Here is a 22,573-nt window from a genome sequence, read left to right as displayed (position 1 = left end):
TTGAGAGGCGACATCCTTTACAAATAATAGTCAGTATCATTATAGCACAGGCAAGCATGTGTTTGGTGGCATTCAAGCGTTAAATTGAATTCCTGGCTGATAGTCCGGGTGTAAATAATCAGATGGATCGGTAGATAGGAGTTGTACGATCTGATAATTGCCATTTTCAAGCTTTGTTGCTTTGACAGTAGTTTGTTTGTAGGCAGTGATAACCGTACTATCGTATGCGTTTGGATCTGCTGGGAATATATCCGTCTCACTTAAGGGTGTATAGAGAACCATTACTGGATCACCTGCTCTTCATCTGGTTTTCTCTTATCGATCTCCTTGTTCAACATTTCCATCGCTTCCTTAACCCCTCCCACAGCATCGATTAAGCCATAATCGACTGCGTCCTGTCCGACTACATTCGTACCGATATCACGGGTAAGGTTTCCTTTCGCAAACATTAATTCTTTGAACTTGTCTTCATCGATATTAGAATGCTGGGTAACGAAATTCACTACGCGATCCTGCATTTTGTCCATGTATTCAAAGGTTTGGGGGACGCCGATGACAAGCCCGGTCATCCTAATCGGGTGAATGGTCATCGTAGCAGTTTCGGTAATGAACGAATAATCTGTTGAAACAGCGATCGGCACTCCAATTGAATGGCCTCCGCCAAGGACAATGGATACCGTAGGCTTGGATAGAGATGCAATCATTTCCGAGATAGCTAACCCTGCTTCTACGTCCCCTCCGACGGTATTCAGTAAAACAACAAGTCCTTCAATTTTAGGATTTTGTTCAATTGCTACCAGCTGGGGAATTAAATGTTCATACTTAGTCGTTTTATTTTGAGGTGGAAGCTGCAAATGTCCTTCTACCTGACCGATAATAGGCAGGACATGAATATTTGAATCAGGAGCCTGAGGGACATTGGATTGTCCCAGCTGCTGGATTTTTTCTACCAGCTCCGATTTTTTCGGTTGATCTCCTGGCTGATCTTTTTGTGGCTGTTGTGGCTGATTATTGAATTCTGTCATAGTCATACCCCTTTCTTTACGATTAGTATGAACCAGACTGCATTATCCAATACAAAATAAGGTATGATGGTTAGAATAACGTGTAACTTAAAAATTTCGAACAAAAAAAGCACCGTATGCTATCACACATACGGTGCTTTCTGATTTGTTACACCGTCACATTAAGGAGCTCTACCAGCCTTTTTCGTTCATCAGGAGAGAGTGGTACAAGGGGAAGTCTTACCCCGCCCACATCCACGCCTTTGATTTGTAAGGCTGTCTTCAAAGGTGTAGGTGAAGGAGCGCGGAACATCTCACTCATAATCGGAATGAGCTGGCGATGGATCTTTGCAGCTCCCTGGACATCTCCTTGATCGAATTTTGCTAACATCTCCTGCATTTCATTTCCAATGACATGCGAAGATACAGAGACAATTCCTGCTGCACCAATGGCGCAGATAGGCAACGTGAGACTGTCTTCCCCGCCATATACATGGAAGTTATCAGGTGTAGACTCGATCATTTCTGAAATGGATTCAATATCTCTGCTTGCATCTTTAATAGCAACAATATTAGGTATCTTTGAGAGTGCTATTACTGTTTCAGCAGATATTGATACAATGGAGCGACCTGGAACATTATATAACATTACAGGGAGGTTTGTTCCATTGGCGATATTCTTGAAGTGTTCATAGAGCCCACGTTGATTCGGCTTATTGTAGTAAGGAGTAACCAGCATGACAGCGTCCACACCAGTTTGTTCTGCTTTTTTGCTTAACTCAATGGAAGCATGTGTATCATTGCTGCCACTGCCGGCGATGACAGGCACTCGTTTGTCCGCCACCTCCACCGTATGCTTCCATAATGCAACTTTCTCTTCCGATGACAAGGTTGGAGATTCGCCTGTCGTTCCTGCAACGACCAGCCCATCTGAACCATTATTGATCAGGTAGTTGACAAGTTTTGTTGTCTTATCGAAATCTATATTACCCTTATGGTCAAATGGGGTGACCATTGCTGTCAATACTCTGCCGAAATTCATCGTGCACTTTCTCCCTTCTTACTCACAATTATTCAAGATCAAGTTCAAACACTTTATGCAAAGCATTAACAGCTGTCACTAAATCGTCCTGAGGGATTAACACCCATATGGTTGTATGGGAGTCGGCGGACTGCAAAATCTGAACGCCGGCTTCTGTCAGCGTATGGACGATTTTTGCAGTAACACCCGGGACCCCAGTCATTCCAGCGCCAACTGTCGACACTTTTGCACAATTACGGATAACTTCAGGCGTATAGCCCAGATTCTCTAAAATTTCCACAGCGCGGTTCGTATATAAATCTTCAATCGTATAAACTACCCCGCTAGGAGAAATATTAATGAAATCAACAGATATACCAGCTTCGGCCATGGATTTAAATACTTCCGACTGCAGCTGATATGGTTCTTCTTTAGCAAGGACACGAATTTGTGTTATTCCGGATATATGTGCAATTCCTGTCACCAGTCGATCCGGGATATCCTTTCCAGCTTCCGACTCACGAGAGGAAGTGACGAGTGTGCCTTCATCAACCGAGTAAGTAGAACGGACCCGGATTGGCACTTCCGCCTGCATGGCAATCTCAACTGCTCTTGGATGAATCACTTTTGCACCCTGGTAGGCTAAATTACAAATATCATTGTAAGTAACCTTATCAAGAGCACGTGCCGAATCGACAATCCGCGGATCTGCTGTCATAATACCTTCTACATCTGTGAAGATATCCACAAAATCTGCCTGCAGGGAAGCACCTAATGCAGCTGCTGTCGTGTCACTTCCTCCACGGCCAATCGTAGTGATTTCATTCTCTTCCGACCTGCCCTGGAAGCCTGCTACAACCACTACATCATGGGAATCCAGTTCTTCTTCCACACGTGTAGCATCCATTTTGATAATCTTAGCTTTTGTAAAATCTCCATTTGTTATGAATCCAGCCTGACCGCCGGTTAATGCGATCGAATGGATACCTGCCCGTTTCAGTTCATTGGAAAAAACTACAGAGGAAATTGTCTCTCCGCATGACATCAGTAAATCACGTTCACGGGAAGAAATATTAGAGGCAGGAAAACCCACGAGGTCAAGTAAAGAATCTGTGGCGTAAGGATCACCCTTCCTGCCCATTGCAGAAACGGTGACCACCACTTTATATCCTTGTTCAATAGCTGTCTGAATATGTTCGATTGCTTTTGCTCTTCCTGCTTCATCTCTTACAGATGTTCCACCAAATTTTTGTACTACTACTTTCATGTTGACACCCCATCAACTAAGAAATTACAACCAATCATTAGCAACCAGTTGTTCTGCGATTTGTACAGAATTCCAAGCCGCTCCCTTTAATAGATTATCAGAGACGATCCAAAGATGGAAACCATTTGGTTGATCCAGGTCTTTTCTAACCCTGCCTACAAACACATCCCGCTTTTCTGCTGCACTTAGCGGAGTAGGATATGTTTGAGTCGCCGGTTCGTCTTCCAATACGATGCCTGGTGCATTTTTCAGGGATTGATGTAGATCCTCAACTGATAGTCCTTCTTTCTCTGTTTCAATATATACACTTTCAGCATGAGATGTGAAAATCGGAAGTCTTACGCATGTAGCTGCTACAGACAAGTCTTCCGCGTGCATGATTTTCTTCGTTTCGTTAATCATTTTCATTTCTTCAAAGGTATAACCATTCTCTTCAAAGGAGTCGATTTGCGGTAACGCGTTGAACGCGATTGGATAATGTTTCTCGTCGCCTTTGACTGGAAGGATTTCTGCCTTCATCTCTTCTCCGTTCAAGAAGGACTGCGATTGTTCGCGCAATTCTTCAATCGCTTCTGTACCAGAGCCTGAAACAGCCTGATAGGTAGATACGATTACCCTGGTTAATCCGTAAGCATCTTTGATCGGTTCCAACGCTGCTACCATTTGGATAGTGGAACAGTTCGGATTCGCAATAATTCCTTTATGCTCTTTGATATCTTCTTTATTTACTTCAGGTACGACAAGCGGTACCTCTGGATCCATACGATAAGCACTTGTATTATCCACCACAACTGCTCCTCGTTTTACTGCTTCAGGAGCCAGCTTTTTAGAAATGGAACCACCTGCGGAAAATAGGGCGATATCAATTCCTTCAAAGCTTTCAGGTTTAGCTTCTTCTACTGTAATTTCTTCACCTTTATAAGAAATTTTCTTACCCGCTGAGCGCGAGGAGGAAAGCAGCTTCAGACTTTTGATTGGAAAGTCACGATCTGCCAATGTTTCTATCATTTTTTGACCAACAGCGCCTGTGGCACCTACTACTGCTACGTTGTATTGTTTTGATTGACTCATATCCGTGTCCCCTTTCTCGTTTGAATAATTGAAAATTCTCTGAAATAGAGTCACTTCTTGTATTCTATCATAATAAGGGGAGTTGATGTTAGCGATATTCTATGCATCTTCAAAATGACGCTGGATCAAAACGGGTTGTTTCTGCCTGCCAGCAATGGCTGCCTCTACTGTTTCCGGTAATTTTGTCATATCTGCGACAAGCGAGTTCGGTTTTTTATATGGGTCATCCTGCCCGTAAGGGATAAAGTAGATATTCTTCGTAGCCATCAACCGCATCAGGTTGGCTCCGTTAAGCCCCAGGGCATCATTCGTGGAAATACCGAGAACTACCGGTCCTCCATTCCTTAATGTTGCTTTGGCAGCCATCAATACCGGGGAATCTGTCAATGCATTAGCCATTTTGCTCATGGAATTACCTGTAAGTGGAGCAATTACCATACAGTCGAGAGGACGTTTAGGTCCTAACGGCTCGGCATCTGGAATTGTCATGATCAGTTCTTCACCGGTCAATTCCTTCAACTTTTTCAAATGGTCTGTCGCATCCCCGAACCTGGTATCCGTCTTTTGTACTGTATAGGAGAGAATCGGTATCACTGTCGCTTGCATATCCACTAATCGCTTGATTTCTGGAAAGACAGCGTCATACGTACAATGTGATCCCGTCAATCCGAAGCCGATCGTTTTCCCTGAAAGACTCATTTAGATTCTCCATCCTTTCGCTTGTAATCTTTTAAAATCTGCGAAACGGTGTTCGCTAATATCCTGCCGGCAGTTTTAGGAGCTACAATTCCCGGGAGGCTAGGGGCGATGATCGCTTTTATGCCACGTTTCTCTGCATAGCGGAAATCTGTTCCTCCTGGTTTAGACGCCAAATCTAAGATGAACGTATGACTGGGCATTTTTCTGATTACGGAAGCGTTTATTATCGGAGCTGGGATTGTGTTGATCATGATGTCGCTGTTTTCAGCATTTTTTTCTAAGCTATTTAAATAGAACGGAACTAACCCCATTTCCTGCACTCTTGCGTAATGGGCTGGTTTTCTTACTCCTACATGTACTTTTGCTCCAAGACCATGAAAAGCACGCGCGACACTCATTCCCACTCTTCCTAAGCCAAGGACATGGACTCTGGAAGAATGTATAGTGAAATCAGTATTTTGAATAACCATCATGATTGCCCCTTCTACTGTAGGGACAGAATTATAAATCGCTACATCATCACGGGATAGTAAAGGGACCATCTTACGCTCCGTCTTATCCAGTAAATCAGTTAAATAATTATTGGCTATACCTGTCAGGAAGATACAGTCGTCTTTTGTCCGTGTCACCCAATCTTCATCGAGCACCATTTGTTGATTAGAAAAGATACTATCAATATTGCCGTTTTCATCTGTCCCCGCCACAGGAAGAATGACAACGTCAAATTTTTCTACTTCTTCATCATCCATATCGATATGGTTTGCTCCGGTGAAGCCGTAATCTAGTTGGTCGAAGCCTACTAAGTGAAGTGAGGCATCCCATTCACTCAGCTTGCGGATCATTTCGATTTGTCTTGCATCCCCGCCGAGGATTGCCACATTCCATCCGGTCAGCATACCGGACACCTCCTTTTGCATTGGTGCTTCACGTTCTCCCTCTATCCTATGTAGGAGCGGATTGTTCGTTCCTTGTATCACTTGTAAATGTGAAAGATGAAAAGTCTGTGATTACCATAAATTTTAAAAAAGTATGAAGAAACATAACAAAAATAATAGAGGCTTTACTCAGGGGTGATATTACAAATAAGCTCCCTTTTCTTGAAGACTCAGTTTCGAGATAGTTTGTTTCCGTTACGGTAGTAACGGTGTGGAGGTCCTTTAGTGGAATAAGTTGAAGTTTATGACGTTAAAAAAGATACATCTTCTCCTGGCTGCATCAATATATAAGTAAGGTTTTGCAAAAAAATAAAAAGGTGCCGATCGTTAATCGATCGGCACCTCTATTAGTTATCCTTATATAAGAATCTCTTATCCTTTTTTTGGCTGGATCAGGATCATGTCTTCTCCGACACGGATAATTTCATTCCAGGTTATCCGGTGGCCTTCGTAGCCGGATTTAACTCCGAACCACTTATATTCCGGTATCACGAATGATTTGATTTCCCCTGTTTTTTCATCTATCTCTAAATCGGTCTGCCCTAATATCCCAAGTTTCGTACCGCTGGATACATCGACGATTTCTTTGCCGCTCAAACTTTTGAACCTCATCAGCTGCCACTCCTTCTTTTATCTTGATTCACTCAATAAAGATTCAATGTCACTGACTTTTAACCCGTTCTCCCTGATTTGATCAATCATTTCATCGAGACTTTGAGCAGTTACATGGGTTGGGTGCATCAAAACCATTGCTCCAGGGTGGATTTTTGAAACCACTCGCTGCACCATAACTTGCTGGGTTGGCTTTTTCCAATCAACGGTATCAACGCTCCACAAAATGGTTTCCATGTCCAATGCAGCTGCTGTATCCACTACCGCCTTGTTGTAGCTTCCTGAAGGTGGAGCAAACCATTTTGGGGTTTCATCTGTAAGCGATGTGATGACCTGGTTGGTCCTTTCTATTTGCTCTTGTATTTGACCACTGTCCATTCTACTCATATCAGGGTGATTGTATGCATGATTTCCAATGATATGACCTTCCTCTTTAATCATCTTGACCAGGTCAGGGTTTTTCTCAGCAAATTGTCCATCGATGAAGAAGTTAGCCTTTACCTTTTTTTCTTTCAAAGTTTTTAACATATTCGGAATATGCTCTTCTCCCCACGACACATTGATAAGAAATGTAACCATTTCTTTTTCAGGATGACCGCGGTAGATGGGAGAGGCAGGCAGATCTTCTAATGATACTTTGGTTGGCACTGCATCGTAGACCAATTTATCTTCATCAAAAGTATTCATTTTTTTCATTTTCTCATAGGACTTCTTCACATTCACCTTCCTGCCTTCGAGTCCAGGTGTTTTCTTCCACACTTTATCGATATAGGCGTCTTGGGCGGGTAAATCATAATCTCCTTTTTTGGCTTCAATTTGTTTATAGAGGTCTGTGGTTTCCACAGATGCAGTTAACGGAGCAAACACCTGGGTGTAAGAGAGAGGTCTTGCGGACATGGAAAAATAGATGATGATCAAAGCTATGACGCTTATTCCTATGTATCTCCATTTCATTACAAACTCCCCCTTATCGTTAACTTATGGACAGAAAGGACGAGTTAGAACTTATATTAAGCATTTTAAAAAAACAGCTATTCGCCAAGTCTTTATGGTGAAAGCCTAAGTTTTTCTAATACCTTTAAACCTTTTTAATGTAAAAAAAGAAACTGGATGTCCAGCTTCTTTTCATTTATGCATCACTATTTTCTTTTTCCTGCTTTTTCTTTTCTTCAATCAGTACAGCTTTGCGGGAAAGGTTGACACGTCCCTGGTTGTCGATTTCCTTGACTTTCACTTTCAGAATATCACCGATTTTTGCAACATCTTCCACTTTTCCGATGCGTTCTTCAGCCATTTCTGAGATGTGTACAAGACCGTCTTTCCCTTTGAAAAGTTCAACGAAGGCACCGAATTTTTCGATCCGCTTCACTTTTCCTTCATATACTTCACCGACTTCCACTTCACGAACGAGATCCTCGATGATCTGTTTCGCTTTCAAGTTCATTTCTGCATCCGTAGAAGAAATGAATACTTTACCATCCTGCTCGATGTCGATTTTGACTCCGGTATCTTCAATAATTTTATTGATCTGCTTTCCACTTGGCCCGATAACATCACGGATTTTGTCCGGTTTGATCTGCATCGTCAGTATCTTAGGCGCATACTGAGAAAGCTCCTGACGGTATTCAGGGATTGTAGACAGCATGCTTTCCAAAATGTGCATACGGCCCTTCTTCGCCTGAGTCAGTGCTTCTTCCAGAATTTCACGGGAAAGTCCTTCAATTTTAATATCCATCTGAAGTGCAGTGACACCCTTTGATGTACCTGCCACTTTAAAGTCCATGTCGCCAAGGAAGTCTTCCATTCCCTGGATATCACTTAGAATCGTATAATCTACACCAGATTTCACGAGCCCCATAGCGATACCAGCTACAGGTGCCTTGATCGGTACACCTGCGTCCATCATAGCTAATGTGCTTGCACAGATACTTGCCTGAGAAGTAGAGCCATTAGATTCAAGAACTTCTGATACCAGACGGATCGTATAAGGAAAGTCTGATTCTGAAGGTATGACAACTTCCAATGCACGTTCACCTAAAGCTCCATGTCCAATTTCACGACGTCCAGGTCCACGAATCGGCCCTGTTTCACCTACAGAGAAATGCGGGAAGTTGTAATGATGCATGAAACGCTTGGATTCTTCCAGGTCCAATCCATCAAGAATCTGAACATCACCCAGTGGTCCCAGTGTACAAATACTCAGTGCCTGCGTTTGTCCACGTGTGAAAAGTCCGGACCCATGAGTGCGAGGCAAGACACCAACACGGGAGGACAGTGGCCGGATTTCTTCAGGACTACGGCCATCTGGACGTACCTTTTCTTTTGTAATCAATCGGCGTACTTCCTCTTTCACCATATCATCTAAAATAGCTTTTACTTTCTTGATTGTATCTTCATCAGCTTCCTGTTCTTCGTAGCTGGCGATAATATCTTTCTTAGCCGTATCGATCGCTTGTTCGCGGGCTTTCTTTTCGTGTGTCTGGATAGCATTAACCATAGTATCTTTGGCGTCAGCTTCCAGCTGCTGTTTCAATTCCTGGTCGAGGTCAACCAGTGTCACTTCCATCTTTTCTTTTCCTACTGCTTCAATCACTTCTTCCTGGAATGCCACCAGACGTTTGATTTCTTCGTGCCCAAACATGATTGCTTCCAGCATGTCTTCTTCAGGAACTTCCAATGCTCCCGCTTCTACCATGTTAACAGCATCCTTCGTACCAGCAACCGTCAAGTTGATGTCACTTTTATCCTGCTGATCTGTTGTCGGGTTGATGACAAACTCTCCATCAATACGTCCGACAATCACTCCAGCAATCGGACCGGCGAATGGGATATCTGAAATGCCTAAAGATAATGATGAACCAAGCATGGCTGCCATTTCTGAAGAACAATCCTGGTCGACACTCATTACGGTGCTGATGACCTGTACATCATTACGGAAACCATCCGGGAACATCGGACGGATTGGACGGTCGATCAAACGGGAGGCAAGCACTGCCTTATCACTCGGGCGTCCTTCTCTTTTAATGAACCCACCTGGGATTTTTCCGACTGCATATAGACGTTCTTCATAATTGACAGTCAACGGAAAGAAAGGTAGATCTTTCGGCTCTTTAGATCCAGTCGCAGTGGATAAAACGGATGTATCACCGTAGCGTACCATACAGGCTCCATTAGCCTGCTTGGCTAATTCTCCTACTTCGATGGAGAAAGTCCGACCGCCAACTTCGATCGAAAAAATTTGCTTTTCTTCTGCCATAACTTTTAATACTCCTCTCAATAACAACTGTTAAGTGAACACGATTCCTTGTATAGCCTGTATGCTCATTAGCTTTTCCTATTTCTATAAAAAGCATGAGCTGTCTGCTTCGGGAATATACATGAATTTAAAGTGTACAGCGTCCAGCTGTACCTTTATGTATGCAAACATACAGAAAAAGCGGGAGTAACTCCCGCTTTTTGTCTTTACCATTAACGACGCAAGCCAAGACTCTTGATCAACTCGCGGTAACGTGTAACATCATTTTTACGTAGGTAGTTCAAAAGGTTACGACGCTTACCTACCATTTTCAACAAACCACGACGAGAATGATGGTCTTTCTTATGCGTACGCAAATGTTCATTCAAGCTGGTGATCTGCTCAGTTAGTACAGCGATCTGTACTTCTGGAGAACCAGTGTCGTTGTCATGAGTCTTATACTCATTAATGATTTCGTTTTTACGTTCTTGTGTGATTGCCATTTCGGCTACACCTCCTGGATTTCTATAAAAATTCCCTTTCCCCGAGCAAGCGTTGGAGGAACGCGTTGCCAAGCGAAGGTTCCGTATTTAAGGGTACAACTTTTGCTGCAAAAATGCAAGGATTAGTTCATGTTCTCTATGAAAAATTGACGGATATGTCTTTCATCCTGTTTCAATTGTTCAACAAGTGCTTCGACCCCGTTGAACTTCTTTTCATCACGGATGAACGCATGCCAGTATACATCGAGTCCTTCGTTATAAATATTTCCGGAAAAATCAAAGATATATACTTCTAAATTAGGCTTCTCTTTTTCCTCGTTGAAAGTCGGTTTAAATCCAAGGTTGGCCATACCTGGATAAAGTTTACCCTTATATTTTACACGGACAGCATAAACCCCTACCTTTGGCAGCAGGTAATCTTCGTTCAATGCTATATTTGCTGTTGGAAAACCAATGGTCCTCCCTCGCTGATCTCCCTGTACTACCTTCCCGTACGTAGAAAAAGGACGAGCGAGCAGCCTGGCTACCTCTGACATATTCCCTTGCTTCAATTCACGGCGAATACGGGTAGAGCTGATTTTTTCTCCATGATCTTCCACTTTATCAATCACTGTCTGGTCAAACATTCCCCTGGAATGGAACGGCAGTGTTTCCATGTTCCCACGCCCCATCCTTCCATAGCTGTAATCAAAACCTGCCACAACATGCCGTACATTCAATTGAATGAGAAATTGATCAACAAATTCCTGGGGCAATAGATCAGCCAGCTGTTCGTCAAATTTAACAATGAACAATTGCTCGACGCCCAGTTCCTCAAGAACTTGCTGCTTCTCCCGCATAGGAGTAATGTAGGCAACGTGCTGTTCCTGTTTTTTCAACACAACGGAGGGATGAGGGTAAAATGTCATCACAGCACTATTTAGTCCCGTTTCCCTTGCCTTTTCCACTGAAGTACTAATCAGCTCCTGATGGCCTTTATGGACGCCGTCAAAAAAGCCGAGGGCCAGAACAGAAGGAGGGAAATTTTCTTTATTAAAGTCATGGGGATATTTCAATTCGGTAATTTTCACGATGTTCACCTACTTTTATTACAGATAAAGCACGAATCAAAAAACTCGTACCGGCTTTACTTTGCCTTGCTTTTCCGGATGGAATTGATAGATTGCCAGTACCTTATCCTGATATTTGACTTGAAAAATATCACGTTCAAAAGATTGTGCCGGAGCCGGGAGGACTTGGCCGTGCTGGATCCTCTCGCTTGTTTCTTTATCAACCTGCCAGGAATCCAAATGATTCAATCCTCTTTCAAGCGGCAGCAGCAGTTGGTCATAGGCTTCCTGTTCAGCCAGCTTCTCGATGTCTTCTATCTGATAACAATCTTCTTTTCTAATATCGCCCGTACGGGTGCGTTCAAGGAATGACATATGTGCTGGATATCCGATAGCTTTTCCGATATCGACACATAATGTTCGGATATAGGTGCCTTTAGAACAAACTACTCGAAAAGGAAAGCTCGCTTTCCCGTCTTCATAATTGATCGTTCCCATCATTTCTATATTATGAATATAAACCTCACGGGCTGGACGTTCAACTATTTTCCCTTCTCTTGCATATTCGTACAGTTTTTTTCCTTTTATTTTGACCGCAGAATACATCGGAGGGATTTGTTTAATTTCTCCTTGAAAAGTCTGTAAAACTCCTTTGACTTCCTTTTCATCAAACACTTCAGCAACTTCTTTCGTTTCGACTGATTCACCGGAACTGTCCTCTGTATCGGTTGCCATGCCTAATGTTACGACTGCTTCATAGACTTTTATGGTATCGGTCAAAAAAGGGACAATTTTCGTTGCCCGGCCGATGCAGAGCGGCAGTACCCCTTCCACATCGGGGTCCAGGGTGCCGGTGTGTCCAACTTTTTTCGTATGTAGGATTTTACGTACCTTCATGACACAGTCGTGGGAAGTCCAGCCCTTTGGCTTCCAAACTGGCAGTATACCGTCCACTATATCCACCTCGCTATCTTATTTTAAAGTAAAAAAAGCTCTGTAAAATATTATTGATTTTATCCAATTAAAGACCCAAAAAGTCGAAGACTTAATTTCGAGATATTTTGGGGTCCGTTACTGAATCTGTAGTAAGGGCGGCTGGGAAACGGTTCGCTTTCCTGTGGGGGAGCCACCGAGCCTCCTCGGTCGTTTCACTCCCTGCGGGGTCTCGTCTGGGTCCTTCTCCCACGGGAGTCTCACCGTTTCCCCGCCACCCAGCTATCAAGAAGGTTAACGGACCCGTGTATTACCCGGATCAGTGTTCCTTATCCCCAAGGTGCCTTTTAGTGTGTTGTAAATAAAACTTTGCTTTTTACTCATTTTATAGTCTTCAATGTAAAATCAACCCGAGATTTAACAGGCCTTATCAAAAAGAAAAGACTGTCACTTTTATATCCTCTCTATGTCCTTCCTGATACAGTGTGTTCCTCAGGCAACTGTACATAAGGGCAAAAGAGCAGGTTGAAAAGGACAGTCTCGTCTTGATTATTTGCTATCTGTATCATTCAAATCGCGTAAAATTTCTTCAATTCGATTACCACGTTCAATTGCTTCATCAAATTCAAAAGCAATCTCTGGCGTTTTGCGAAGGCGGATTCTTTTTCCGATCTCGGAACGGATGAACCCTTTTGCCTTTGCTAATCCAAGTAATGTGTCTTGCTGTTGCTTGTCATCGCCTAATACAGAGATATAAACTTTCGCTTGTTGAAGATCACCGGTGACATCTACATCTGTAACCGTAACAAAACCGACGCGAGGGTCTTTGATTTTCTTACTGATAATGTCTCCGAGTTCCTTCTTCATTTGTTCTGCAACACGATTGGCTCGTAAATCACTCATCTCTTCCACCTCTTCCGTGACCAGGCAGCATCAGCACCATTCGATGGTCGTTTCTGCCCTTTCAATTTCAGGAAATGAATCAATGAAGGATAACGCTTGCTGAATGAGGCGTTCTGCCTGAACACGGTCGCTTGAAATCGTCACGATTCCGATGACTGTCCGCTGCCATAAATCCTGATGTTCCAGCTCACTTACAGCAACATTGAATTCATTTTGCAGCCTGGTCGTTATCCGCTTGAGGACAGAACGTTTCTCCTTCAACGATTGTGCATCATAAATGAAGCACTCGATTTCTGCGCTTAGAATCATGTACGTTCAACTTCCTCCATGACAAACGCTTCAATGACGTCGCCTTCTTTGATGTCATTATAATTTTTGATGGTAATCCCACACTCGTAGTTTTGTGCCACTTCTTTGACATCGTCTTTGTAACGCTTCAAGGTGTCAATTTCACCCTCAAAGAGGACGACGCCGTCACGTACGATACGCACACCTGAGTTTCTTGTAATTTTACCATCGGTGACATAACCACCTGCGATGGTACCGATTTTGGAAACTTTAAATGTTTCCCGGACTTCCACCTGACCGATGATTTTTTCTTCGTATTCCGGATCAAGCATCCCTTTCATGGCTGCTTCAATTTCTTCAATTACTTTGTAAATGACACGGTGCAGACGGATTTCCACATCTTCAGATTCTGCTGCTTTTTTAGCATTAGCATCCGGACGGACATTGAACCCGATTACGATACCATTTGAGGCAGATGCCAGATTGATATCTGATTCATTAATAGCACCGACACCGGTATGGATGATATTGACTTTAACACCTTCGACATCAATTTTTTCAAGGGAAGAAGCAAGTGCTTCCACTGATCCTTGTACGTCGGCTTTAACAATCAGGTTGATATCCTTAATGTCCCCCTGTTTGATTTGTTCAAACAAATCATCCAGGCTGACTTTTGTTTTGTCACTACGCTGTGCTTCGATTTGTTTCTGCTGACGGGCTTCTCCAATGGCACGGGCTTTCTTTTCATCTTCAAATGCCAGGAAGCGGTCTCCAGCCTGCGGTACATCATTCAAGCCGGTGATTTCCACAGGGGTGGAAGGACCGACAGATTTTACGCGGCGGCCAAGGTCGTTAACCATTGCACGGACACGGCCGAAAGTATTCCCGACTACGAGTGGATCTCCTACATTCAATGTACCATTTTGAACGAGCAAGGTCGCAACAGAGCCACGGCCTTTATCGAGTTCTGCTTCGATAACTGTACCATAAGCCGGACGGTTAGGGTTGGCTTTCAATTCTTCCATTTCAGATACAAGGACAATCATTTCTAAGAGATCATCAATGCCTTCATGTTTGACTGCTGACATCTTGACAAAAATGGTTTCGCCACCGAAATCCTCCGAAATCAACTCATATTCCATGAGTTCCTGCATGACGCGGTCCGGGTTGGCGCCTTCTTTATCCATTTTATTGACAGCAACAATGATCGGTACCTCAGCTGCTTTGGCATGGTTGATAGCCTCTACAGTCTGTGGCATAACACCATCATCTGCTGCAACTACTAAAATTGCAATATCGGTAACCTGAGCACCCCGGGAACGCATGCTTGTAAACGCGGCGTGACCTGGTGTATCAAGGAAAGTGATTTTCTTTCCGTTTTCTTCCACTTGATAGGCTCCGATGTGCTGCGTAATACCTCCAGCTTCACCTTCTGTTACTTTAGTATCACGGATGGAATCAAGTAATGTCGTTTTACCATGGTCGACGTGGCCCATGATTGTAACAACGGCAGGACGCTCTTCCAAGTCTTCTGGAGCGTCTTCAAATTGATAGTTCTCGATATCTGTTTCATCTACTTGTACTTCTTCTTCGACTTCTACGTCATATTCTGAACAGATCAATTCAATGGCATCGACATCTAAATCCTGGTTTTTCGTTGCCATTACTCCAAGCATCATCAACTTTTTGATGATTTCAGAAGTATCTTTGTTCAATTTGTCAGCCAGTTCAGCAACGGTTAGTGTACCAGAGAAAAGAATCTTATCCGGTGTCCCTTTAGAAGCAGGTTTTTGCTGTTGCTGTTGTTGCTGCTTACGGTCCTGCTTTTTGTTTTTCTTCTGATTATTGCTCTTTTTCTTATTTTGGTTTGAATTTTTCTTGTTGTTAGCTTGCTTGTTTTGCTGGCTGTTTTTGTTATTTTGTTTATGTGTGTTCTGTTTGTTGGAGTTACTTTTTTGTTCAGCCGGTTTTTGTTCTTCCTTTACAAACCCGAATTCCTGATCCAGCTTGGCTTTGGTGTCATCGGTAATCGTTGACATGTGATTGGATACTTCAATATTCAACGACCCCAATTTATCGATCACTTTCTTACTTGTCATTTCATTTTTCTTCGCATATTCATATACTCGCATCTTACTCATACGTTCACCCCCGAATAGATTCATCGAGCAGCGATTGCAACTTTTTCGCAAATCCTTGGTCAAGAACTGCGATCGCGACTCTCCCCTCCTTACCAATAGCCTGGGATAATGTATCCCTGTCGGCCGCAAGATAGTAGGGTATGTTATAAAAGCTGCATTTATCTATCAGCTTCTTTTTCGTCTGATAGCCGGTATCTTCCGCTATCCAGACAAGCTTTGCTTTTTTCTTCTGGATATCCCTGGTGATTAGTTCTTCACCAAGCGTGCACTTGCCAGCACGATAGGCAAGTCCTAATAAATTCAATGCTTTTTGCATGTTACTGCTCTCCAGCCATTGATTTCAGTTCTTCATAAATCGTATGATCGACTTTTGTATTCAGCTGACGGCTTAAGACATCCTGATCCTGAGCGGTTTCAATGACCTTTGGATCCTTTGAAATGTAGGCGCCTCTGCCATTTTTCTTTCCGCTTGGATCAACAAAGACTTCTCCTTCTTTGTTGCGTACCACGCGGATCAGCTGTTGTTTCGGCTTCATTTCTTTTGTTACGACACATTTACGCAATGGAATCTTTCTTGAAGCAGCCATTATTACCACTCCTTATTCAAAGCGTTCTTCGTCAGATTCAGAAAAAGCATCAACTGCTTCATCTTCTTGCAGATTATCATCTAACAGGCCTTCTTCTTCTGCTTCTGATTCACTCTTAATATCAATTTTCCATCCTGTCAGTTTTGCGGCAAGACGGGCATTTTGCCCTCGTTTACCAATCGCAAGGGACAGTTGATAGTCCGGCACGATGACAGTAGTAGCCTTTTCTTCTTCATTGACCAGCACTTTTACCACTTTCGACGGGCTCAAGGCATTGGATACGTAAGTCACTGGATCCTCGGACCACTGCACAATATCTATCTTTTCGCCTTTCAATTCATTTACGATTGCCTGCACACGCTGGCCTCGCTGGCCGACACAGGAACCAACCGGATCCACTTCCGGATCTTCCGCATGGACGGAAATTTTGGATCTGTCTCCAGCTTCACGAGCTACAGACTTCACTTCCACTGTACCGTCGAAAATCTCCGGTACTTCCATCTCAAACAAACGTTTCAATAGGCCTGGATGGGTACGGGAAACATAAATCTGTGGCCCTTTATTGGTATTTTCGACTTTCGTAACCAATACCTTAAGGCGATCATGGACTTCATAGGTCTCTGTCGGCATTTGTTCCGCTTCTGGAAGACGGGCTTCAATTTTACCAAGGTTCACATAGATAAAGCGAGGATCCTTCCGTTGGATGATCCCTGTCATAACATCTTCTTCCCGATCACTGTATTCACCATAAATGACTCCGCGTTCCGCTTCACGTACGCGCTGTGTCACCACTTGTTTGGCTGCCTGTGCAGCAATACGGCCGAAATCTTTTGGTGTGACTTCTACTTCGATAACATCTTCCAATTCATAATTAGGATTGATTTCTTTTGCTTCTTCTGTTGAAATCTCTTCCTGCGGGTCATCCACTTCATCTACTACCGTTTTACGGGCGTAAACTTTCATGGTTCCTGCATCCTCGTTCAAATCTACACGAACATTGGTAGCTGAATTGAAGTTCTTTTTATACGCCGAAATCAAGGCAGCTTCCAAAGCGTCGATTAATACATCTTTATCAATGCCTTTTTCCTTTTCTAAAAAATGGATAGCATCAAAAAGTTCGTTGCTCAACTATCTTCTCCCCCTTTAATTGAAACTCACTGCTAAACGGGCTTTAGCAATCTTATCGTACGGAATTTCAACTGTTTTTGTCTTTGTTTTAATTTTGTAAGTAATGGTGGCGACCTCATTTTCAAAGGAAGTCAAATCACCTTCAAATTCTTTTTCGCCACTCATCGGTTCATATAGCTTTACATGGACACGGCGGCCGACGTTCTTTTCAAACGCTTGTTTGGTTTTCAAAGGCCGTTCCGCCCCCGGCGATGCTACTTCGAGAAAATAAGGGAATTCTATCGGATCCACGTCATCCAGCTTTTCACTAAGCTGTTCAGATACATACCCACATTCCTCGATGTCTACGCCATCTTCCTTATCTACAAATACACGAAGGAACCAGTTCTTTCCTTCTTTTTTGAATTCAACGTCGACGAGCTCCAGGTTCATCTCTTCGAGTACCGGCTGAACCAGCTCTTCTGTCAAGCGTATAACATTGTCACCCATGTCGTTCCCTCCTTTTTCTTATCCTTAGTATTTCTAATATAATCATTTCCTATCATGTAATTCTTTTGAACTAATCAGTAAGCATTTGTTACAGGCAGTCATCCACAAAAATACGGCACTACAGCAAGTGTAGTGCACAGACAGGTGCGAAATCGAAACAGAAAAATAACCGTAAAGATAAACGAAAGAGCGGGTTGCCCCACTCTTTCGTCGTCCTCCGTATCACTTTTCTAACCATTAAAAATATACCATACGTTCCTTTTTAATGCAAGAAAGCACCTTCATACCAATCAGAATAAGGACAATTGATTCTCTTCCGGCATGCCTTCCAGGCAGCCCTGCTGGTCCAGGTATTCAAGAACCGTCTTTGAAATACGGCTCCTTTCCCGCAGATCCTGTTTAGACAGGAATTCTCCTTCTTCCCTCGCATTTACGATGTTGATAGCAGCATTCGTGCCAAGACCATCGATCGCGTTGAAAGGCGGGATCAATGTATTTCCTTCTACAAGGAACTCACTGGCACTGGATTTATAAAGGTCTACGGTCTGGAAGGAATAGCCGCGCTGACACATTTCAAGAGATAGCTCGAGTACAGTAAGTAAACTCTTCTCTTTTGGAGAGGCGTCATTTCCTTTTGCCAGAATCTCTTCAATCCGCTTCCTGATTGCATCTGCACCCTTGACCATGGTTTCCAGTTCATAATCACTGGCACGGACTGTAAAGTAGGCAGCATAGAAGTAAATTGGATAGTGGACCTTGAAGTAAGCGATCCGTACAGCCATCAATACATAGGCAGCCGCGTGGGCTTTCGGGAACATGTATTTAATTTTCTTACAGGAATCAATGTACCAGTCTGGCACCCCGTGTTTTTTCATTTCTTCAATCCACTCATCCTGGAGGCCGCGCCCTTTACGGACAAATTCCATGATCTTAAAGGCAAGGGATGGTTCAAGCCCTTTGTGCATCAGATACACCATGATATCATCACGGCACCCGATTACTTCCGGCAGTGTACAGATGCCGTCATTGATCAATTCCTGGGCATTACCCAGCCATACATCCGTACCGTGGGACAGGCCTGAGATAATGACCAGTTCCGCAAATGTTTTCGGGCTGGTATCCTCAAGCATCTGACGGACAAAACGTGTGCCGAATTCCGGAACACCAAGCGTACCAGTCTTACAAAGTATTTCATCAGCAGTTACGCCGAGCGCTTCCGGCCCACTGAAGATTTTCATTACTTCCGGGTCATCAACCGGAATTTCTTTCTGGTCAATGCCGCTCAAATCCTGAAGCATTCGGATAACCGTCGGATCATCGTGTCCGAGTATATCGAGCTTCAAGAGGTTATCGTGTATGGAATGGAAGTCAAAGTGAGTCGTACGCCATTCTGCTTTCGTATCATCCGCTGGGTACTGAATTGGAGTGAAATCATAAATCTCCTTATCATCGGGCACCACGATAATACCACCCGGGTGCTGACCGCTGGTCCGTTTCACACCGGTGCATCCCTGGACAAGACGATCGATTTCCGCATTTTTATATTGCAATTGATGGTCTCCGGCATATCCTTTCACATAACCATACGCCGTCTTTTCTGCGATCGTACCGATCGTACCGGCACGATAAACTTTGTCTTCACCGAACAGCACCTTCGTATAGTTATGCGCCTGTGGCTGATATTCACCGGAGAAGTTCAAATCAATATCGGGGACTTTATCTCCTTTAAACCCCAGGAAGGTTTCAAATGGGATATCCTGACCATCCTTATTCATAGATTCCCCGCATGTAGGGCAATCTTTTTCAGGAAGGTCAAATCCGCTCCCCACTGACCCGTCCGTGAAAAATTCAGGCTCTCTGCAGTGCGGACATACATAATGCGGAGGCAGTGGATTCACTTCCGTAATTCCCGTCATCGTGGCAACGAAAGAGGAACCAACCGATCCCCTGGAACCGACCAGATAGCCATCATCCAACGATTTCTTCACGAGCTTTTGAGAAATCAAGTAGATGACAGCGAACCCGTGCCCGATAATACTGTCTAATTCTTTTTCTAATCGTTTCTCTACCAGTTCAGGCAACTCATCTCCATAAAGGCTCTTCGCTTTATTGTAAGACATTTCCCTGATTTCCTGGTCGGCACCTTCAATATTAGGCGTATAAAGGTCCTCTTTTACCGGAGAGACCTCTTCCACTTGATTTGCTATTGCCTTAGTATTAGTGACAACAACCTCTTTCGCCTTTTCTTTACCTAGAAATGTAAAATCATCTATCAGTTCGTTTGTTGTCTTAAAATGAACCTCTGGCAACGTTTGACGATTCAATGGATTACCATTCTGAGAGGATATTAGAATCTGTCTGTACATCTTTTCATGCGGTTCAATGTAATGCGTATTCCCGGTAACCACTGCTTTCTTGCCCAGACGTTCTGCCATGGCCACCAGTTTCTTTAAAATATCAAAAATCTGTGCTTCATTCTGCACGAGCTCTTTTTCTATCAAATGTCGATAGTTTCCGGGTGGCTGTATTTCAATATAGTCGTAATATTCAGCGGTCTTTTCTGCTTCTTCTTCCGACTTTTGCATCATCGTTTCAAAAACTTCACCTTTATCGCAACCGGAGCCAATCAGGATGCCTTCACGCAGTTTGGATAATTTCGATCTTGGTATTCTCGGCACCCGGTAAAAATAATCAATATGCGCATGGGAAACAAGGCGGTAGATATTCTTCAATCCGGTCTCATTTGTCGCTAACAGTGTACAATGGAAAGGCCGGGAGCGTTGATAGGCATTCCCTTCCCCCATATAATCATTCAAGTTCTTATGATTAGTAATTCCTCTTTCCAGTGCCTTCTTGACAAGCTTCCATAATAGGTACCCAGTTGCTTCGGCATCATAAATCGCACGGTGGTGCTGAGTGAGTTCGATATCAAAGAACTTACATAACGTGTTCAACCGATGATTCTTCAGCTCCGGAACCAACAGACGAGCAAGTTCCAATGTATCGATTACAGGTAACTCAGACTTCCCGAGGCCGATATTTTTGTATCCTGCATTAAGGAAGCCCATATCAAAGCTGGCATTATGGGCGACAAGGATCGAGTCTCCTGTCCACTCATGGAAATCTTTTAGTACATCTTCGATTTCCGGGGCATCTTTTACCATATCATCGGTGATACCTGTTAAATCAGTCGTTGTCTGGGATAATGGATGGTGCGGATTCGCGAATGATTCAAAACGATCGATGATGTCACCATCTTTTACTTTTACAGCTGCCAGTTCAATGATTTTGTCATAAACAGCAGACAGACCCGTGGTTTCAACGTCAAATACGACGTACGTATCAGTCGCAAGTTCCCTGTCCTGCTCTTCATAAGCGATTGGTACACCATCATCAACGAGATTTGCTTCAACTCCGTAGATGATTTTTATCCCATGTTTACTACCTGCACTATGGGCTTCCGGATAAGCCTGTACTACTGCATGGTCTGTAATAGCAATCGCTTCATGGCCCCAACGTGCAGCCGTTTCGATCAGACGACCCGGGGCTACCGGCGCATCCATTTGGCTCATGGTAGTATGGGCATGGAGCTCGACTCGCTTTTCTCCTTCCGGTGCCTCATCGACGCGCAGGGATGGCTTGATTTCATTAATATCGTTTGCCATCATGGTCAGTTCTGAAGTGAAATTATCCGTTTGGATACTTCCACGGGCTTTAATCCACATTCCTTTTTTAATCGCCTTAAATTGTTCCGCATGATCATCACCGCGGGAGAACATTTTGATAGAAAAGGAATCCGTGTAGTCCGTCACTTTTAATAGCAGGAGGTGACGTCCGGAACGAAGCTCTTTTACTTCGACATCAAAGATGTGACCTTGTACGATTTTCCTGCGTTCTTCTTCAAGGATATCGCTCATCTTATCAGGTTCTTCCTGGATGTTATAACCGATCATGACAGGTCCTTCATGCTGTCCTTCGCTCTGTTGTTTTGCCCGTTCCTCTTTTTCCTTGACGGCCTGCTGGACAAATAATTGATCTTCTTTTTGGCGCTCCTGCTGAAACTTCTTGATTTCTTCTTCCTGACTTTTCACTTTAGTGGTGATCGTGCAAGGCGTGATACCCACTTTTTTGCAGAAGGAGAGCAGCGGTTCATGCAGCCGCTTCCTGACAGCGTGACTCTCTGCTTCATTCCTGCAGGTTAACATAATCTTATTACCGTTTATTTCTGGTTGTTGTTCCAAGACAAGATCCTTATAAGCAGGAGACAGCTGAGGAACAGTAGTGACAAAACATTTCCAATAATCCAGCAGGTCTTGTTCTTCAAGCGATTGTTGATCGGTATGCATCGTCCAGTCCACTACTTCAGCTATATGCCTGAACCCTTCCTGCAATTTCGTTGTGAATAACTGATAAACAGATGGAGGCAGCGGGCATTCCAGTTGAAAATGAAAGTGCCACGTTTTTGTTTGCGTAAAAACGTCCAATTTCTTTAAAGAACTCTTTCCCATATGCTCCTCTGCCAGCTCTTCAGGAAACTGAATCTGTTCGAATAACAACTCCATCTTCTCTCTACTTGAAACTCCCACGATGATTCCTCCCAGTGTATCTGCAGCCTTTACAAACTGAATGCCGCTTTTCTAAATTAATCCAATTGATTTTCATTCCGTGCAATAAAATATACCCTCGCATAATAAATGTAGCAAGGGTA

General features: G+C 43.5%; 21 protein-coding genes. All 21 read right to left on the bottom strand.

Annotated features, from left to right (window positions below):
• Window positions 1–72 precede the first annotated feature (72 nt).
• On the bottom strand, window positions 73–282 hold the full coding sequence (locus ACGTNI_RS03425) for a YlzJ-like family protein (RefSeq protein WP_085508364.1): 210 nt from the start codon (window positions 280–282) through the stop codon (window positions 73–75).
• Complete coding sequence (locus ACGTNI_RS03420; RefSeq protein WP_082412051.1) at window positions 282–1,025, bottom strand: ClpP family protease; 744 nt, start codon at window positions 1,023–1,025, stop codon at window positions 282–284. Before ACGTNI_RS03420 ends, ACGTNI_RS03425 begins: the two co-directional genes overlap by 1 nt.
• Window positions 1,026–1,173: 148 nt before the next feature.
• Complete coding sequence (gene dapA / locus ACGTNI_RS03415; RefSeq protein WP_394460066.1) at window positions 1,174–2,046, bottom strand: 4-hydroxy-tetrahydrodipicolinate synthase; 873 nt, start codon at window positions 2,044–2,046, stop codon at window positions 1,174–1,176.
• Between the two features lie 28 nt (window positions 2,047–2,074).
• Complete coding sequence (dapG, locus tag ACGTNI_RS03410; protein ID WP_394460064.1) at window positions 2,075–3,292, bottom strand: aspartate kinase; 1,218 nt, start codon at window positions 3,290–3,292, stop codon at window positions 2,075–2,077.
• A 24-nt stretch (window positions 3,293–3,316) separates the two neighbouring features.
• A complete protein-coding gene (gene asd, locus ACGTNI_RS03405; protein ID WP_394460062.1) occupies window positions 3,317–4,363 on the bottom strand; it encodes an aspartate-semialdehyde dehydrogenase in 1,047 nt (348 codons plus the stop codon).
• A gap of 99 nt (window positions 4,364–4,462) precedes the next feature.
• The gene (locus ACGTNI_RS03400; RefSeq protein ID WP_394460060.1) at window positions 4,463–5,062 is read right to left on the bottom strand and encodes a dipicolinate synthase subunit B; all 600 of its coding nucleotides are present in this window, start codon (window positions 5,060–5,062) and stop codon (window positions 4,463–4,465) included.
• A complete protein-coding gene (dpaA, locus tag ACGTNI_RS03395; protein WP_394460058.1) occupies window positions 5,059–5,958 on the bottom strand; it encodes a dipicolinic acid synthetase subunit A in 900 nt (299 codons plus the stop codon). The genes ACGTNI_RS03400 and dpaA overlap by 4 nt, the downstream gene beginning before the upstream one ends.
• A 411-nt stretch (window positions 5,959–6,369) precedes the next feature.
• Entirely contained in the window at window positions 6,370–6,609 is a 240-nt protein-coding gene (locus ACGTNI_RS03390; protein WP_394460056.1) for a YlmC/YmxH family sporulation protein, read from the bottom strand.
• An 18-nt stretch (window positions 6,610–6,627) separates the two neighbouring features.
• The gene (locus ACGTNI_RS03385; protein ID WP_394460054.1) at window positions 6,628–7,563 is read right to left on the bottom strand and encodes a polysaccharide deacetylase family protein; all 936 of its coding nucleotides are present in this window, start codon (window positions 7,561–7,563) and stop codon (window positions 6,628–6,630) included.
• 175 nt (window positions 7,564–7,738) lie between these two features.
• The gene (gene pnp, locus ACGTNI_RS03380) at window positions 7,739–9,865 is read right to left on the bottom strand and encodes a polyribonucleotide nucleotidyltransferase (protein ID WP_394460052.1); all 2,127 of its coding nucleotides are present in this window, start codon (window positions 9,863–9,865) and stop codon (window positions 7,739–7,741) included.
• Window positions 9,866–10,077: 212 nt separating this feature from the next.
• Window positions 10,078–10,347: a 30S ribosomal protein S15 gene (gene rpsO, locus ACGTNI_RS03375; protein ID WP_062445880.1), complete on the bottom strand. Its 270-nt coding sequence runs from the start codon at window positions 10,345–10,347 to the stop codon at window positions 10,078–10,080.
• Between the two features lie 122 nt (window positions 10,348–10,469).
• On the bottom strand, window positions 10,470–11,417 hold the full coding sequence (gene ribF / locus ACGTNI_RS03370) for a bifunctional riboflavin kinase/FAD synthetase (RefSeq protein WP_394460050.1): 948 nt from the start codon (window positions 11,415–11,417) through the stop codon (window positions 10,470–10,472).
• Between the two features lie 36 nt (window positions 11,418–11,453).
• Window positions 11,454–12,350 (bottom strand): tRNA pseudouridine(55) synthase TruB, encoded by an 897-nt coding sequence (gene truB, locus ACGTNI_RS03365; RefSeq protein ID WP_394460048.1) that lies wholly within the window; start codon window positions 12,348–12,350, stop codon window positions 11,454–11,456.
• Window positions 12,351–12,878: 528 nt separating this feature from the next.
• The gene (gene rbfA, locus ACGTNI_RS03360) at window positions 12,879–13,232 is read right to left on the bottom strand and encodes a 30S ribosome-binding factor RbfA (RefSeq protein ID WP_394460046.1); all 354 of its coding nucleotides are present in this window, start codon (window positions 13,230–13,232) and stop codon (window positions 12,879–12,881) included.
• Between the two features lie 30 nt (window positions 13,233–13,262).
• Window positions 13,263–13,541, bottom strand: a complete 279-nt coding sequence (locus ACGTNI_RS03355) for a DUF503 domain-containing protein (protein WP_062445877.1) — start codon at window positions 13,539–13,541, stop codon at window positions 13,263–13,265.
• Window positions 13,538–15,661 carry a translation initiation factor IF-2 gene (infB, locus tag ACGTNI_RS03350; protein ID WP_394460044.1) on the bottom strand — a complete coding sequence of 708 codons (2,124 nt, stop codon included), beginning with the start codon at window positions 15,659–15,661 and terminating at the stop codon, window positions 13,538–13,540. Before infB ends, ACGTNI_RS03355 begins: the two co-directional genes overlap by 4 nt.
• A gap of 4 nt (window positions 15,662–15,665) precedes the next feature.
• Window positions 15,666–15,977: a YlxQ family RNA-binding protein gene (locus ACGTNI_RS03345; protein WP_062445875.1), complete on the bottom strand. Its 312-nt coding sequence runs from the start codon at window positions 15,975–15,977 to the stop codon at window positions 15,666–15,668.
• A 1-nt stretch (window position 15,978) separates the two neighbouring features.
• Window positions 15,979–16,248 carry an RNase P modulator RnpM gene (rnpM, locus tag ACGTNI_RS03340; protein WP_085508337.1) on the bottom strand — a complete coding sequence of 90 codons (270 nt, stop codon included), beginning with the start codon at window positions 16,246–16,248 and terminating at the stop codon, window positions 15,979–15,981.
• Between the two features lie 12 nt (window positions 16,249–16,260).
• Window positions 16,261–17,376 carry a transcription termination factor NusA gene (gene nusA, locus ACGTNI_RS03335; RefSeq protein WP_085508336.1) on the bottom strand — a complete coding sequence of 372 codons (1,116 nt, stop codon included), beginning with the start codon at window positions 17,374–17,376 and terminating at the stop codon, window positions 16,261–16,263.
• A gap of 15 nt (window positions 17,377–17,391) precedes the next feature.
• Window positions 17,392–17,865, bottom strand: coding sequence for a ribosome maturation factor RimP (gene rimP / locus ACGTNI_RS03330; RefSeq protein ID WP_085508335.1), 474 nt, complete (start codon window positions 17,863–17,865; stop codon window positions 17,392–17,394).
• 290 nt (window positions 17,866–18,155) lie between these two features.
• A complete protein-coding gene (locus tag ACGTNI_RS03325) occupies window positions 18,156–22,451 on the bottom strand; it encodes a PolC-type DNA polymerase III (RefSeq protein ID WP_085508334.1) in 4,296 nt (1,431 codons plus the stop codon).
• Window positions 22,452–22,573: the final 122 nt, after the last annotated feature.

The sequence above is a fragment of the Thalassobacillus sp. B23F22_16 genome, from assembly GCF_043496955.1.
GTDB lineage: Bacteria > Bacillota > Bacilli > Bacillales > Halobacillaceae > Thalassobacillus > Thalassobacillus devorans_A.
This window is presented reverse-complemented; position numbering and strand designations above follow the sequence as displayed.

What these genes read in the sequence shown, in the direction of transcription:
- ACGTNI_RS03425 (WP_085508364.1), bottom strand. Translation starts at nt 282, where the DNA reads ATGGTTCTCTATACACCCTTAAGTGAGACGGATATATTCCCAGCAGAT.
- ACGTNI_RS03420 (WP_082412051.1), bottom strand. Translation starts at nt 1,025, where the DNA reads ATGACAGAATTCAATAATCAGCCACAACAGCCACAAAAAGATCAGCCA.
- dapA (WP_394460066.1), bottom strand. Translation starts at nt 2,046, where the DNA reads ATGAATTTCGGCAGAGTATTGACAGCAATGGTCACCCCATTTGACCAT.
- dapG (WP_394460064.1), bottom strand. Translation starts at nt 3,292, where the DNA reads ATGAAAGTAGTAGTACAAAAATTTGGTGGAACATCTGTAAGAGATGAA.
- asd (WP_394460062.1), bottom strand. Translation starts at nt 4,363, where the DNA reads ATGAGTCAATCAAAACAATACAACGTAGCAGTAGTAGGTGCCACAGGC.
- ACGTNI_RS03400 (WP_394460060.1), bottom strand. Translation starts at nt 5,062, where the DNA reads ATGAGTCTTTCAGGGAAAACGATCGGCTTCGGATTGACGGGATCACAT.
- dpaA (WP_394460058.1), bottom strand. Translation starts at nt 5,958, where the DNA reads ATGCTGACCGGATGGAATGTGGCAATCCTCGGCGGGGATGCAAGACAA.
- ACGTNI_RS03390 (WP_394460056.1), bottom strand. Translation starts at nt 6,609, where the DNA reads ATGAGGTTCAAAAGTTTGAGCGGCAAAGAAATCGTCGATGTATCCAGC.
- ACGTNI_RS03385 (WP_394460054.1), bottom strand. Translation starts at nt 7,563, where the DNA reads ATGAAATGGAGATACATAGGAATAAGCGTCATAGCTTTGATCATCATC.
- pnp (WP_394460052.1), bottom strand. Translation starts at nt 9,865, where the DNA reads ATGGCAGAAGAAAAGCAAATTTTTTCGATCGAAGTTGGCGGTCGGACT.
- rpsO (WP_062445880.1), bottom strand. Translation starts at nt 10,347, where the DNA reads ATGGCAATCACACAAGAACGTAAAAACGAAATCATTAATGAGTATAAG.
- rbfA (WP_394460046.1), bottom strand. Translation starts at nt 13,232, where the DNA reads ATGAGTGATTTACGAGCCAATCGTGTTGCAGAACAAATGAAGAAGGAA.
- ACGTNI_RS03355 (WP_062445877.1), bottom strand. Translation starts at nt 13,541, where the DNA reads ATGATTCTAAGCGCAGAAATCGAGTGCTTCATTTATGATGCACAATCG.
- infB (WP_394460044.1), bottom strand. Translation starts at nt 15,661, where the DNA reads ATGAGTAAGATGCGAGTATATGAATATGCGAAGAAAAATGAAATGACA.
- ACGTNI_RS03345 (WP_062445875.1), bottom strand. Translation starts at nt 15,977, where the DNA reads ATGCAAAAAGCATTGAATTTATTAGGACTTGCCTATCGTGCTGGCAAG.
- rnpM (WP_085508337.1), bottom strand. Translation starts at nt 16,248, where the DNA reads ATGGCTGCTTCAAGAAAGATTCCATTGCGTAAATGTGTCGTAACAAAA.
- rimP (WP_085508335.1), bottom strand. Translation starts at nt 17,865, where the DNA reads ATGGGTGACAATGTTATACGCTTGACAGAAGAGCTGGTTCAGCCGGTA.